Raw genomic sequence first — 14,066 nt, 5'->3', positions numbered from 1 at the left:
ACGTGCAGGATCGCGTCGGACGTTCCGGTGACCGTGGCCGCGCTGACGATCTCGGGGATGTCCACCCACGCCGCCCGCAGCTCGGCCGGCGAGATCCGGCCGTGGCAGTACACCTGCACGTAGGCCTCGGTGTTCCAGCCCAGCGCATTGCGGTCGATGACCGTGGTGAAGCCCTTGATCACCCCGCTGTCGAGCATCCGGTCGACGCGCCGCTTCACCGCGGGCGCCGACAGGTTCACCGTCTCGCCGATCTCGGCGAAGGTCGCGCGCGCGTTGTCGGTCAGCTCCGCCACGATGCGCTCGTCAGTCTCGTCGAGTCTGTCCATACCGGTCACGCCCTCCCATTTCGTCGACGGACAATAAACAACCGCTAGACCCACTCTAGCGCAACAAATACGCGTATAAGACGCAATATTCGTCGATTGATTGTCTGCATGCGCTCCAATATCGTGGATTTGTGACGGATTACTATGTGGCGGAGCCGGCGCCGGTCGCCGCGCCCGCGTATGTGACTCGGCCCGACGCCGAGGCCCCCAAGCGCACCCGCACCCCGCGGGTCCGTCGGTACGCAATGACGCCACCGACCTTCTTCGCCGTCGAGTACGCGATCAATCCGTGGATGGACCTGAGCACGCCCGTGGACGTCGGCGTCGCGCACGCGCAATGGGAGAACCTGTACCAGACCTACCTGTCGCTGGGCCACCACGTGGACATCGTCGAGCCCGTGCCCGGGTTGCCCGACATGGTGTACGCGGCCAACGGCGGATTCGTCGCCGACGACATCGCCATCGTCGCCAAGTTCCGGTACGCGGAGCGGGCCGGCGAGGTGCGCGCCTACGCCGCGTGGATGTCGTCGCGGGGCTACCGGCCCTTGTCCACCCGCCACGTCAACGAGGGGCAGGGCGATCTGCTGATGGTTGGTGACATCGTCCTGGCCGGGTACGGCTTCCGCACCGACCGGCGCGCGCACGACGAGATCTCGGCGGCGCTCGGCTTTCCGGTCGTGTCCCTGGAGCTGGTCGACCCGCGCTTCTACCACCTGGACACCGCGCTGGCCGTTCTCGACGATCACACGATCGCCTACTACCCGCCGGCCTTCAGCGAGGCGGCGCACGACCAACTGCGTGCGTTGTTCCCCGCTGCTATCGTGGTCGGCAGCGCCGATGCCTACGTGCTGGGGCTCAACGCAGTCTCCGACGGCCTGCACGTTGTCATTCCTTCTGGCGCAAGCCATTTCGCGACACAACTGCGTGAGGCCGGTTTCGAGCCGGTCGGCGTGGACCTATCCGAGCTGCTCAAGGGCGGCGGTTCAGTCAAATGCTGCACATTGGAGGTGTTCTCATGACGATTCTCGACGCCCCGGCCGCGGAGGCGGTCATCACGAACCGCACCGAGAGCGCGATCACGTTGGTCGACAAATATGCGGCGCACAACTATTCGCCGCTGCCCGTGGTGGCGGCAAGCGCCGAGGGGGTGTGGATCACCGACGTCGACGGTCGGCGCTATCTGGACTGCCTGGCCGCCTACTCGGCGGTCAACTTCGGCCACCGTAACCCCGAGATCACCGCGACGGCGCACGCGCAACTCGACACCGTGACGCTGGTGAGCCGCGCTTTCCACGCCGAGGGTCTGGGGCCGTTCTGTGCTGCGCTGGCACGGCTGTGCGGCAAAGACATGGTGCTCCCGATGAATTCGGGCGCCGAGGCCGTCGAGAGCGGGCTCAAGGTTGCCCGCAAATGGGGCGCCGACGTCAAGGGCGTGCCCGCGGGTCAGGCGAATGTCATCGTGGCCGAGAACAACTTCCACGGCCGCACGATCAGCATCGTCAGCTTCTCCTCGGATCCCGCGGCGCGCGGCGGCTTCGGACCCTTCACGCCGGGCTTCCGCTCGGTGCCCTACGGCGACGTCGCGGCCCTGGCCCAGGCCATCGACGACAACACGGTCGCGGTGCTGCTGGAGCCGATCCAGGGCGAGGCGGGCATCATCGTCCCGCCGGACGACTACCTGCCGTCCGTGCGCGCGCTGTGCAGCGAGCACAACGTGCTGATGATCGCCGACGAGATCCAGTCGGGGCTGGGGCGCACGGGCTACACCTTCGCCTGCGACCGGTGGGGCGTCACACCCGACGTGTACCTGCTGGGCAAGGCGCTGGGCGGCGGCGTGGTGCCGCTGTCGGCGGTGGTCGCCGACCGCGACATCCTCGGCGTGCTGCATCCGGGCGAGCACGGGTCGACCTTCGGTGGCAACCCGCTGGCCATGGCGATCGGCACCACGGTGGTCTCCATGCTGGCGCGCGGCGAATTCCAGTCCTGCTCGGCCGAATTGGGTCGTCACCTGCACCGGCGGCTGGCCGAGTTGATCGGTCACGGTGTGGTGGCGGTGCGCGGCTTCGGGCTGTGGGCCGGGGTCGACATCGAACCGGCGCTGGCCACCGGCAAGGAGATCAGCCTGCGGCTGGCCGACCGGGGCGTGCTGGTGAAGGACACCCACGGCTCGACGCTGCGGTTCGCGCCGCCGCTGGTGATCACCGCGGCGGAGATCGACTGGGCGGTTCAGCAGTTTGCTGCGGTGCTGCGGGAGGCTGCCGCCTGATCCGCTGATCCTGCGCACACGAGGTCGCCCAGCGTAGAACGTGTCCGCTGCACCCCGGTGCTGGTGCTGCGTGGGTGAACTACCGCTGCGCGGCGGCGTTGGCCGCCTCCTGCGCCCGCTTCAGGGTGGCCGCGACATCGCCTCGGCCCAGGAACATTTCGTCGAAGTAGCTTTGCAGGGCCACCTCGCCGGCGGGGAAGCCGGGGCCGCCCGGCGCCGGGATCCGCGGGCCGCGCAGCACCGAGAAGAACGGTGTGACGTCGACGCCGCGGGCGGCCCAGTAGTCGAAGTAGACCTGCTGCGCCGAAAGCACGGCCGGGATCGCTGCGCCCCGGCGGCCCAGGTACGCGTTGCCCTCCCTGCTGCCCAGCCACGCCAGCACCTCACGCACCGCCCCGGGATGTTTGGATGCCGCGTTGCCCACCGCCGCGATGCCGTTGGTGACGCTGACCCGGCCCGCGGGGCCGATCGGCAGCATCGCGATGCCCCAGCGGAAGCGGGCGTCGCGGGCCACGGCGGTGAGGTTGTAGGTGCCGGATTGGAAGAGCGCCATCCTGCCGGCCACGAACTGGTTGCGGGAAAAATCGCCGTTGTCGTTGGTGTCGGAGGCCGGCGGCGCGACGTGGTCGGCATTGATCAGGCCGACCAGGTAGCGGAACGCCGTGATCGCCGCGGGGTTGTCGAAGGCGAACCGGTCGCCGCGCTGGAACACTCCGCCGGCCGAGCCGATGTAGTCCAGGTAGATGGCCTGGGGGTCGTTGGCCGCGTTGTATCCCCACTGCCTGACCCGTCCGGGGTCGAATTTCGTTGTCTCCGCTGTTCTTCCGTTAGCGTCGATGGTCAGCCGGGCCAGCAGGGGGCGCAGCGTGTCGTCGCCGGGGTCGGGGCTCCACCGCAGGGTGTCCAGGCGCATGGGATCGATGCCGGAAGCGCCGAGCAGGTCCGCGTTGTAGTACACCGCGATGCCGGCGTCGGTCAACTGCGGCACGCCCCAGAGCACACCGCCGCGGGTGAACTGGTCGACCACCGCGGGTTCCCAGTCCTCGGCGGCGTCCGGGCCGAGGGCTTTGCCGATGTTCATCAACCGGCCGCCGTCGGCGTAGGCGGCGAGGTAGGCGTTGGACAGCCAGAAGATGTCGTCGGCGCTGCCGCCCGCCACGTCGGTGCGCAGGGTGTCGAAGTAGGTCGGGTAGGCCACCATGTCGGCGCGGACCTCGACGCCGGGATGCGCGCGGTTGAACGCCTCGAAGGACTGCCGGTAGGCCTGCGCGATCGGCTCCGCCCAGAACCGCACCCGCACGACGATCTTGCCGGCGTGCGGTTCGCCCGAGTAGTCCAGCAGCACCGCCGTCGCGGCCAGCAGCACCGCGACGAGCAGCAGGGCTGCGGCGGCCAGCGTGGAAAACCGTGGCCGGTTCACTTGAGCCCCGAGACGACGATCGACGCGACGATATGGCGCTGGAACACCGCGAACAGCGTGACCAGCGGAACGACCGCGACCGTCGTAGCCGCCATCACCAGCGTCCACTGGGAGTTGAACCGCGACTGCAGATCTGCGGTGGCCACGGTGAGCACCCTCCACTTGTGGCCACTGGTGATCACCAGTGGCCACATGAAGTTGTTCCACTGCGAGACGACGGTGATCAGCGTCAGCGCCGCCAGCACCGGCCGGCTGGACGGGATCACCACGTGCACGATCACGTCCAGCGTGTTGGCCCCGTCCAGGCGCGCGGCATTGACCAGGTCGTTCGGGATCATCCGGAAGTGCTCGCGCAGCAGGAAGATCGCGTAGGGGGAGCCGAACATGAAGGGCAGCACCAGCGCCCAGAACGTATTGCGCAGGCCCAGCTGGGCCATCATCAGATACATCGGCACCACCGTGACGGTGCCCGGCACCATCAGCGTCGCGATGTACACCCAGAACAACGCGTCGCGCCCGGGAAAGTGCAGCCGCGCGAACGCGTAGGCGGCCAGCACAGAGAAGGTGAGCTGCCCGAGCAGGATCACCGCGGCCATCAGCGCGGTCACCGCCGCCGCGCGGCCGAACCCGACCCCGCCCAGGTCGGCGTAGTTGGCCAGAGTGGGCGGGCGCGGCCACTGCAGCGGTGTGCCGGTGACGAACTGGTGGGCCGAGGTGAACGAGGTCAGCAGGCCGAGCGCGAACGGCGCCAACGTGATGAGCGCACCGCACGCCAGCGCGACGTAGATCGCCGCGCCGCTGAGCCGGCTAGGTGAGGTCATAGCTGATCCGGCGCCGGAAGTAGAACTGTTGCACCAGGGTCACCGCGATGAGGATGACGAACAGCACCACCGCCATCACCGATGCCCGCCCGATGGCCGCCGAGCCGAACGCCTCGGCGTAGATGCGGTGGGCCACCAGGTCTGTGCTGCCGGCCGGTCCGCCGCCCGTCAGCGCATAGACCGTGTCGAAAACCTGTGCGGTGCTGACGATCCCGGTCACCAGCACGAAGAATGTGGTCGGCCGCAGCAAGGGTAGGGTGATGCGCCAAAGCCGCTGCCAGGCGGTGGCGCCGTCGGTGCGTGCGGCGGCGTGGATGTCGTCGGGGATCGCCAGCAGACCGGCCAGGAATGACAGCGAGACATATCCGACGTTGGTCCACACGACGACCGCCGACACCAGCGGCAGCGCCAGGGTGGGGTCGGAGAGCCACTCGACGCGGTGCCCCAGCAGGGTGGCGACGGCCCCGTCGGTGGGCGCCAGGATCCAGCGCCACAGCACCGCGATGGCCAGCGGGGCACAGATCCACGGCAGCACGTACAACGTGCGAAACAGCCCGGTGCCCGGTAGCCGGCGCGCCAGCATCGCGGCGGCCGCCAGCCCCAGCACCGTCTGGGCGGGCACCACGATCGCCACGAACACGGCTGTGACGATCAGCGAGCTGCCGAAGCCGGAGTCGGTCAGTACGGAGCGCCAGTTGGCCAGGCCCACGTAGCGCAGAGGTCCCAGCAAATCCCACCGGTACAGGCTGAGCCACACCACCACGAGGATGGGCAGCAGCAGGAACGCGGCCACACCGAACAGGCTGGGTGCCAGCAAGGCATAGCCCAGCGCGGTGGATCGACGGGTCACGTCGGGCATGGGTGTATTAAAGCGGGCGCCGGCGGGTTTTGTGGGCAGCGGTCGTTACGGTGGAGTCGTGACACCGACCCGGGAGATCGATGCCGACTTCCTGGACCTGCCGCGCCACGAGTTGGCCGACGCCGCGCTGTCGGCGGCGAAGTCGGCCGGGGCCAGCCACGCCGACCTGCGGGTTCACCGCATCAGCACCGAGATCATCGCGCTGCGTGACGGCGAGCTCGAGACCGAGGTGGTCAGCCGCGAGGTCGGCCTGGCGGTGCGGGTGATCGTGGACGGCACCTGGGGTTTCGCCTCGCACACCGAGCTGGCGCCGGCCGTTGCGGCCGAGACCGCGCGCCGCGCGGTGCAGGTGGCGACCACGCTGGCGGCGCTGAACCGCGAACGCGTCGAGCTGGCGCCCGAACCGGTGTATGCCGAGGCGACCTGGTGCTCGAGTTACCGGATCGACCCGTTCAGTATCCCCGCACCCGAGAAGGTCGCGGTGCTGCAGGAGTACTCCGGGCGGCTGCTCAGTGCCGACGGCGTCGACCATGTGTCGGCCTCTCTGAACGCCGTCAAGGAGCAGACCTTCTACGCCGACACCTTCGGGTCGTCGATCACCCAGCAGCGGGTGCGCGTGATGCCGTCGCTGGACGCGGTGACCGTCGACACCGCGGCGGGCAGCTTCGACTCGATGCGCACGCTGGCGCCGCCGATGGGCCGGGGCTGGGAGGCGCTGGCCGGCGACGACGTATGGAACTGGACCGACGAACTCGCCCAGCTGCCGGGGCTGCTGGCCGAGAAGGTCAAGGCGCCCAGCGTGTCGCCCGGGCCCACCGACCTGGTGATCGACCCGACCAACCTGTGGCTGACCATCCACGAATCCATCGGGCATGCAACCGAATACGACCGCGCCATCGGATACGAGGCCGCCTACGCCGGCACCTCGTTCGCGACGCCGGACAAACTGGGCACCATGCGCTACGGGTCGCCGGTGATGAACGTGACCGCCGACCGCACCGTCGAACACGGCCTGGCCAGCGTGGGTTACGACGACGAGGGCGTGGCCGCGCAAAGCTGGGACCTGGTGCGCGACGGGATATTCGTGGGCTACCAACTGGACCGGGTGTTCGCGCTGAGACTCGGGCGGGGGATGGGGCAGGCCCGCTCCAACGGGTGTTCGTATGCCGACTCCCCGCACCATGTGCCGATCCAGCGGATGGCCAACGTGTCGCTGCAACCGGCCGCCGAGGACCTCGCCACCGCTGACCTGATCGGGCGCGTCGAGAACGGTATCTACATCGTCGGTGACAAGTCGTGGTCGATCGACATGCAGCGCTACAACTTTCAGTTCACCGGCCAGCGGTTCTTCCGGATCCGCGACGGCCGCCTGGACGGGCAGCTGCGGGATGTTGCCTACCAGGCCACCACGACCGACTTCTGGGGTTCCATGGAAGCCGTCGGCGGTGCGTCGACGTGGCGGCTCGGTGGCGCGTTCAACTGCGGCAAGGCCCAGCCCGGACAGATCGCCGCGGTGAGCCATGGTTGCCCGTCGGCACTGTTCCGCGGCGTCAACGTGCTCAACACCCGCACGGAGGGCGGCCGGTGATCGCGCCGGCGACGATGCAGAGCGCACCGATGCTGAGGAGTGGCGCCGATGATTAGCCCGCAACACGCCGTCAACATCGCGTTGAAGGAGGCGGTCCGGCTCGGGCGCGCCGATGAGACGATGGTGCTGCTCACCGACCGGGTCGAGGCGACGCTGCGCTGGGCCGGGAATTCGATGACCACGAACGGGGTCTCGGTCAGCCGGCACCTGACCGTGATCTCCGTCGTGCGCACCGGGGAGAGCGCGTGCGTCGGCACGATCACGTCGGCCGAGGCGGACCCGGGGGTGATTTCCGGGCAGGTGGGCGCCTCCCAGGAGGCGGCGCGCTGCGCGCCGGAGGCCGGCGACGTCGCGCCCCTGATCACCGACGGCGGGGCGCCGTTCGACTGGGACGCGCCGGTACCGGGCACCGGCGCCGAGGTGTTCGCCGACCTCGCCGGGTCGCTGAGCCGCGGGTTCGTCGGCGCCGACGTGTTGTACGGGTTCGCCCACCACAGCGTCGCGACGACTTTTCTGGCGTCGTCGACGGGGCTGCGGCGGCGCTACACCCAGCCGACCGGCGCGGTGGAGATCAACGCCAAGCGTGGTGACGCCAGCGCCTGGGCGGGCATCGGCTCGGCCGACTTCGTCGACGTGCCCGTCGACCTGCTGCTCGAGGAGCTGTCGACCAGGCTCGGATGGGCGCAGCGCCGGGTCGAGCTGTCCGCGGGACGCTACGAGACGATCATGCCCCCCTCAACGGTGGCCGACATGATGGTCTACCTGGCGTGGTCGATGACGGGCCGCGGCGCGCAGGAGGGCCGGACGGCTTTTTCGGCGCCCGGCGGTGGGACCCGGGTGGGGGAGCGGCTCACCGATCTGCCGTTGACGCTGTTCTCCGATCCGATGGCCCCCGGCCTGGCGTGCGCGCCGTTCGTCGCGGCGAGCAACTCCTCGGAGACGGTGTCGGTGTTCGACAACGGCATGGAGATCGGGCAGGTGGACTGGATCCGCAACGGGGTGATCAACGCGCTGGCCTACCCGCGGGCCACGGCCGCGAGGTTCGACGCCGACGTGGCCGTCGCCGCCGACAACCTGGTGATGACCGGCGGGTCGGACGACCTCGCGGACATGATCGCGGCCACCGAGCGCGGACTGCTGCTGACCACGCTGTGGTACATCCGCGAGGTGGATCCCACTGCGCTGCTGCTCACCGGGCTGACCCGCGACGGGGTGTATCTGATCGAGGACGGTGAGGTGAGCGCGGCGGTCAACAACTTCCGGTTCAACGAGAGCCCGCTGGACCTGCTGCGGCGGGCCACGCAGGCCGGCGTCAGCGAGAAGACCCTGCCGCGGGAGTGGGGGGACTGGGCCACCCGGGCCGCGATGCCCTCGCTGCGGATACCGGACTTCCACATGTCATCGGTGAGCCAGGCGCAGTAGCCGATTGCCCCGCGGTCCGACGCGCTCTAGCGTGTGACCAATGACGGCCCCGGTTGCGCTCGGACACGGCCAGTTGACGCGGTTGGTGGCCCTGGCCCCGCCGTCCCTCGACGACGGCCGCATTGTGGCGCTGGTTCGCCGGGTGTGCGCGCGCACGCTGTCGCTGCCGCCGCTGCCCGCGGAAGTCGAGGTGAGCGAACCCGACTCGGAGGCCGACGCCGTCGTCGCCGAATTCGCCGAGCAGTTCAGCGCCGACGTCTCGGCGATCACCGGCGAGCAACGATCCCGGCTGTTGAAACAGTTGGGGGACCGCGCTTTCGGTGTCGTGGTGGCGATCTACATCGCCGACTTCGCCCCGCGGGTGCGTGCCGGTTTTGAGGCGCTCGGCGTGGGCTCGGAGTACTTGGGCTGGGTGAACGACCCGGTGACCTGGGATCACAGCACCGATCCCGCCGATGTGGTGTTCAATGACTTTCTGCCCGCGGTGGCCCGGATGCGCGCGCTGGATCCCGTCACCTCCGAGGTGGTCCGGTTGCGCGGCGCGGCCCAGCACCACTGCCGGCTGTGCAAGTCGCTGCGCGAGAGCACCGCGCTTGCGGCCGGGGGTTCGGAGTCGCTGTATGAGGACATCGAGCGCTTCGCGACGTCGACGCAGCTGGACGCGCGTGCAAAAGCGGCGCTGCGGTACGCGGATGGGTTAATTTGGACGCCTGCGCGCCTCGCCGCCGACGATGTCGCCGAGGTGCGCTCTCGCTTCTCGGAGGCCGAGGCCGTCGAGCTCACCTTCGACATCATGCGCAACGCCAGCAACAAGGTCGCAGTGTCGTTGGGTGCCGACTCGGCACGGGTCGAGCAGGGTACCGAGCACTATCTGCTCGACGCCGACGGCCGGACCGTGTTCAGCTGATTTCGGCGGTTCGGCTGTACGGGGAACCGCCGCGGTGTTAAGGTTAAGTGCTTGTCGCACTTGCAAGTTGAATCCCACCGCGGTTGGTTGAATCATTCCGGGACGCTCATTGGTTCAAATAATGGCAACCATCCGTTCATGTGCCCGAAATCGAGTGTTAGCTCCGCTGCCCGCCGGCGTTTGGTTGCGGCCAGCTAAGATCGTTTCTTGGCACCGATGCCATCGGTGGCGTTGACTTTGCACGGCAGCGCCATCTGTTTGAGACGATGATCGGCCGCCGTGCGACTTCCGGTCGAGGGGCGAACGACTTTGGGCTTTGCCCGTGTTCGACGTGGAATACGCGCTGAAAGCGAGGTCGTTCCCATGCAGAGAGAGGTTTTGACATGACAACCACTCGCTCACGCATACGTGCGTTGTCGGTGGGGGCTGCCGGCGCCGGATTCATGGCCCTGATGGTGGGCCAGGGCGTCGCTTCGGCACCGCGCGCATGGGCGGGCTGCACATTGAGTGAGCAGGACGAGCAGTACATCAACCTGCTGGCGCAGAACAAGATGATCCACGGCACCGACTTCAACGACTGCCACATAGTCGCCGAAGGCAAGTGGTTCGCCACTCAGGTGCGTACCGCCTCCGATCCGATGGCGACCGCCAAGTCCCTGGTCAAGATGGTGAACGACGGCACGCCGATGAACGCGGACCAGGCCGAGTACGAGGTTGAGGCGGCGATTTTCACCTACGCCCCCGACATGGTTCCCAAGATCAAGGACGAGTTCGCGCACCAGCCCCCGCCGCTGCAGGCCGCTCAGTAACCCGCTGAGAGGTTCCTTCGCCTGTGGCATCACGGGCAGGCGCGATGCGCGGGGTACGACGTCATCTCTGTGACGAACGAATGGCTTTGCCCACGTGGCGATTCCAGTCCGGCCGCCACCGGAATACCGACAGACTGCATGATTCCACGACACATAGGTCTGAGCTGGCGCCGCACGCCTGATCGGGTGTGAGCTGCATACGCAGGCGGGTTGATGTCGGCGGCATAATCGAAGCGATCGTAGCTAAATCAACTGTGGCAGAACATCTGTCGACCTTTTTTGCCGCGGATGGCGTTCAGTCTTTCGGCGGCAGTGTGGAGGTTGGCGAGGATCTGCAGCGGGTCGTCGCAGTGCGCCCCGGTATTGACGGCATTCAGCGACTTTGGTATTGGTGAATCCCTGTTCACGAGCCGGGCCACTGAGTCTGATAACTCGGGTTGACCTGCCTCGCATCAGCTTTCGGACTGTGCCACTGATATTGGTGCGCGGTGTGCTTCATCCGGTCAGTGCAAGGTCGCCGTCGTCGTCTTCGCGTTGCCAGCTACTGTAGGAGATGGTTCGTTGCACGATGCTGCCGTCGATGATCGAGTCCAGCCAGTGTTCGGCCTCAGCGCGGTCGGTGGTCACCATCAGAATGCTGCTGCTGCTGTTCGGTGTCTGCACACCGTATTGGGTGATCAATCTACCTGTGCTGGGAATGCCCATGATCGACTCCGGTTGTTTCCTATTGGGGGCGTGAATGATTCGTCGTGGTCGTATCTGTCGACGGTAGGCGACTGCCGCCCGTTTGACACAGTTGTCAGGTGGGCGCGGCGTACCAGGGCTTCGGAGTCGATGATCAGCATGCTTTCGCCTTCCGGTCGGATCCAGCCGTGCTGAGTGAACTCGGTGACGACTTTGTTGACCGCTTCGCAGGAGGCGCCGATCAGTTGGGCGATTTCTTCCTGGGTCAGGTTGTGGGTGACGTGCACCACACCGTTGTCCTGGGCGCCGAACCTTTGGGACAAACGGAGCAGTTCTTTGGCGACTCTGCCCGCGACATCGGTGAAAATCAGGTCGGACAGATCGTCTTCGGTGCGGCGTACGCGCCGAGCCAGCACGCGCAGCAGCCGCCCCGCGATCTCGGGGCGATCGGCGACCCATGCCCAAAAGGTGTTGCGGTGCATCGCGACGGCATCCACGTCGGTGAGGGCGGTCGCGCTCGCCGAGCGCAGGCCGGGATCGATGATGGAGAGTTCACCGAACATGTCCGAGGGTCCCGCGATCGCGAGCAGATGGTGACGACCATCCGATGCACGGCGGCCGAGCTTCACCTTGCCGGAGGTAACAATGTACAACTGATCGCCGCCCTCGCCTTCGCCGAAGATCGCCTGGTGGCGCGCGAAGTGTACGGCCGGGAGTTGCGTAGTCAACGTAGCGATTACGGCAGGATCGACCGCATGGAAGATCCCAGCCGGGGCCAATATCGCGGTCATCGCGCTGCCTGCTGGATCGCGGACGGTACCGAGGGTTGCCGCAGCACGATGGGCAGCTCAAAACTCAGCGGCAACGCAGATGGCGGCTGGAGCGGGGGCGGTTCGGCGGCGCTTAGAACATTCATAGTAATCCTGCACTTCGGAGCTCACCGGGACGTCCGGCCTGAGTGGCTGCCCGGTGAGGGCAGCGGGTCACCGCAGAAGTAGCCGCGGTCTGGCTGGCATCGCCCAACCCGGCGCGGTTACGCCGCATGGTGTGGCGCTGGTGTGGTCTCCACCGCGTGTCGGTTCTCAACAACAGGTACCGGTGGTCAGCTGGTGCAGCGCCTCGGGCACCGAACTCGCCGTGGGCAGGGAGGTGGCGCAGTCGGTGAGCCGAAGCACCCGGTTCACGGTGGGGCTGGGAACTATGGCCCAGGGCACCGCGGTAACTCGGCAGGCGTCATCGAGGGCGATCAACGTCAAGATAGCCCGCGCAGCAAAGAATTTGACGCCGCTCAGGTCGAGGATCAACGGATTGCCGACCAGTATTGGGCGACTTGCGAATTCGCGGACGCGGTCGCTGTCTGCGGCGTCGACTTCGCCGCTGATCGTCACCACCGTGGTCTGGTGGCGGCCGTGTTCCCGCATTCTTACTCGGTCGCCGTTGCCGATCGAGTCGTCGCGACCGGCGCAAAGGGTCTCAGTACTGCGGATGCGGGTTTGATGAATTTTCATGGTGTTTGGTGTGCTCGTTTCGGTCATGCCACGACGGACTGTAGTCCGTTTTCGACTCGGAGCTCCGGTTCAGCGCCACCAGTTACTGGCGTCCCGGTGGCGATGGCGGCGCAGCGTCGAAGCGGTCGACAACCCCTGAGCCGGTGCGGATGTCAGTCGCGACCGCATTGAGCAGTCCGCGCGGGATCGATCGCTTGACGTCCACGTCCGCGACGGATATAGCACGATTTGCAGACTCAGGATGAGTGAGCAAATGAGCGCGTTGCCCGCGGATTTCCAGGGTGACACGAATTCAGATCAAGATACGGGCGGTTGGCTTCGCCTTTGCGATGCCACGGCCGATAAGGCGGTGGCATCAGTCCCAGACCGGCTGTGTGCTCAGCGCTCCCTATGTAACACGCTGATCCGAGCCTTGTCAATGCGCCGCGTTGATTCATTCACATGCCCCGCGTAGCCGCCTTCGTTGACTCATCTGATCCTGATTTTTCAGCCGGGTTTGTCATGACCTTGTTTGGTGGTCGGGTTGGTGGTGGCTGCGCTGTTGGATTGGCTGATTGCGATCGAAAGCTTCTGGGCGGTAGCGCAAGCGGTGTTGCGCAGGTGCCGACGCCGGCGGTGACGCACCAGCCGGGCGGCGACGTTGAAAAACGCCGGGCGCAGTCGTTTGCCGCGCACTCGGCGGACTGCGCGGGGCAGTGCCAGGGCGCGCAGCCATCACCCGACGTTGTGCACCGGCGCGGCGGCCTGCCGGTACAGCCAGTCACCGAAGAACGGTTGCACGGGGGCGTGGATCATCCCGAAGTCGTTTTTGAGCGCCCGAATGGTGTCTTCGGGGACACCGCCGCGCAGCCGGTGATGGGCCTCGACGTTGGTGATGATCGCGCGCCGCAGCTGCGAGCGATCAAGATCGTCGAAGGCCAGCTGCTCACCGCACCGTTTGGGTTGGCGGCGCACGATCAGCCGCACAACGCCCCACTTCCGCGCTGGGACGCGGCCCTCAATCCATAGCCGGCTGGAAAATCAGAGTCTGAAATGACCTTCCGGGCCTGAACCTCGCATCAATACCGTTCAACGTTGACGCTGCTTCGTCAATTCGATTGGTTGGGTCTCGAGTTCGAACACGGCATGCGCGACGACATCGGACGGCAGGCCGACACGCGCGGCCGCGGTTCCCCGACCGGGGCCGTCGAGTTGTCAATATCCGCGCGGCGCCGAAGCAGGGGCTCATCGATACCAAAGTCGCGGTCTGGTCGGCGCGCTGCCGCAGGAGTCGATTTCGAGGCTTCGTCTGTTCGGCCCGATCCGGGAATCCCAGCGCTCCCGCGCGACGTCTCTCTCGGTGCGGCTTTCCCTGTCTTTTGAACCGTCCCGGGTTTCGTGCACACCCTTTTTTGAGGGAAGGATGGCACGATGCCAAGCAAGTACGACGAGAACACCAAGGCCAAGGCGGTGCGGC

13 protein-coding genes and 1 pseudogene are annotated in these 14,066 nt (G+C 67.0%); 7 read left to right on the top strand and 7 right to left on the bottom strand.

Features of this window, described 5'->3' with window-relative positions:
* On the bottom strand, window positions 1-326 hold a 326-nt coding region (locus tag AC2VOK_RS04020; RefSeq protein WP_428899334.1), incomplete at its 3' end, for an Rv2324 family transcriptional regulator.
* 131 nt (window positions 327-457) lie between these two features.
* Here AC2VOK_RS04020 and ddaH point away from each other — a divergent pair.
* On the top strand, window positions 458-1,345 hold the full coding sequence (gene ddaH, locus AC2VOK_RS04015) for a dimethylargininase (protein ID WP_428899333.1): 888 nt from the start codon (window positions 458-460) through the stop codon (window positions 1,343-1,345).
* On the top strand, window positions 1,342-2,592 hold the full coding sequence (rocD, locus tag AC2VOK_RS04010) for an ornithine--oxo-acid transaminase (RefSeq protein ID WP_428899332.1): 1,251 nt from the start codon (window positions 1,342-1,344) through the stop codon (window positions 2,590-2,592). Before ddaH ends, rocD begins: the two co-directional genes overlap by 4 nt.
* Window positions 2,593-2,671: 79 nt before the next feature.
* On the opposite strand, the gene AC2VOK_RS04005 is transcribed toward rocD, so the two are convergent.
* The 3 genes from AC2VOK_RS04005 to AC2VOK_RS03995 are packed head-to-tail and all read right to left on the bottom strand — an operon-like array spanning window position 2,672 to window position 5,692.
* Complete coding sequence (locus tag AC2VOK_RS04005; RefSeq protein ID WP_428899331.1) at window positions 2,672-4,012, bottom strand: ABC transporter substrate-binding protein; 1,341 nt, start codon at window positions 4,010-4,012, stop codon at window positions 2,672-2,674.
* Window positions 4,009-4,833: a carbohydrate ABC transporter permease gene (locus tag AC2VOK_RS04000; RefSeq protein WP_428899330.1), complete on the bottom strand. Its 825-nt coding sequence runs from the start codon at window positions 4,831-4,833 to the stop codon at window positions 4,009-4,011. Before AC2VOK_RS04000 ends, AC2VOK_RS04005 begins: the two co-directional genes overlap by 4 nt.
* The gene (locus tag AC2VOK_RS03995) at window positions 4,820-5,692 is read right to left on the bottom strand and encodes a carbohydrate ABC transporter permease (RefSeq protein WP_428899329.1); all 873 of its coding nucleotides are present in this window, start codon (window positions 5,690-5,692) and stop codon (window positions 4,820-4,822) included. The genes AC2VOK_RS04000 and AC2VOK_RS03995 overlap by 14 nt, the downstream gene beginning before the upstream one ends.
* 58 nt (window positions 5,693-5,750) lie before the next feature.
* Between AC2VOK_RS03995 and AC2VOK_RS03990 the strand changes: the two genes are divergently transcribed.
* From AC2VOK_RS03990 to AC2VOK_RS03975, 4 genes are all read left to right on the top strand, one after another.
* Window positions 5,751-7,280, top strand: coding sequence for a TldD/PmbA family protein (locus AC2VOK_RS03990; protein ID WP_428899328.1), 1,530 nt, complete (start codon window positions 5,751-5,753; stop codon window positions 7,278-7,280).
* 48 nt (window positions 7,281-7,328) lie between these two features.
* On the top strand, window positions 7,329-8,702 hold the full coding sequence (locus AC2VOK_RS03985) for a metallopeptidase TldD-related protein (protein ID WP_428899327.1): 1,374 nt from the start codon (window positions 7,329-7,331) through the stop codon (window positions 8,700-8,702).
* Window positions 8,703-8,742: 40 nt separating this feature from the next.
* A complete protein-coding gene (locus AC2VOK_RS03980) occupies window positions 8,743-9,609 on the top strand; it encodes a carboxymuconolactone decarboxylase family protein (RefSeq protein WP_343709396.1) in 867 nt (288 codons plus the stop codon).
* Window positions 9,610-9,992: 383 nt separating this feature from the next.
* Window positions 9,993-10,418 (top strand): hypothetical protein, encoded by a 426-nt coding sequence (locus AC2VOK_RS03975; RefSeq protein ID WP_343709395.1) that lies wholly within the window; start codon window positions 9,993-9,995, stop codon window positions 10,416-10,418.
* A gap of 495 nt (window positions 10,419-10,913) precedes the next feature.
* Here the strand turns inward: AC2VOK_RS03975 and AC2VOK_RS03970 are convergent, their stop codons facing one another.
* The 3 genes and pseudogenes from AC2VOK_RS03970 to AC2VOK_RS03960 form a co-directional block, all read right to left on the bottom strand.
* On the bottom strand, window positions 10,914-11,081 hold the full coding sequence (locus AC2VOK_RS03970) for a hypothetical protein (RefSeq protein ID WP_428899326.1): 168 nt from the start codon (window positions 11,079-11,081) through the stop codon (window positions 10,914-10,916).
* 143 nt (window positions 11,082-11,224) lie between these two features.
* A pseudogene (locus tag AC2VOK_RS03965) lies at window positions 11,225-11,893 on the bottom strand (Crp/Fnr family transcriptional regulator); the annotation flags it as partial.
* Window positions 11,894-12,184: 291 nt separating this feature from the next.
* Window positions 12,185-12,523 (bottom strand): STAS domain-containing protein, encoded by a 339-nt coding sequence (locus AC2VOK_RS03960; RefSeq protein WP_343709393.1) that lies wholly within the window; start codon window positions 12,521-12,523, stop codon window positions 12,185-12,187.
* A 528-nt stretch (window positions 12,524-13,051) separates the two neighbouring features.
* Here AC2VOK_RS03960 and AC2VOK_RS03955 point away from each other — a divergent pair.
* Window positions 13,052-13,618, top strand: coding sequence for a hypothetical protein (locus AC2VOK_RS03955; RefSeq protein WP_428899325.1), 567 nt, complete (start codon window positions 13,052-13,054; stop codon window positions 13,616-13,618).
* Window positions 13,619-14,066 lie beyond the last annotated feature (448 nt).

Source organism: Mycobacterium sp. TH-M116 (assembly GCF_057473685.1).
Note: the sequence above shows the minus strand (reverse complement) of the source record. Positions and strands in the feature narration are given on the sequence as shown.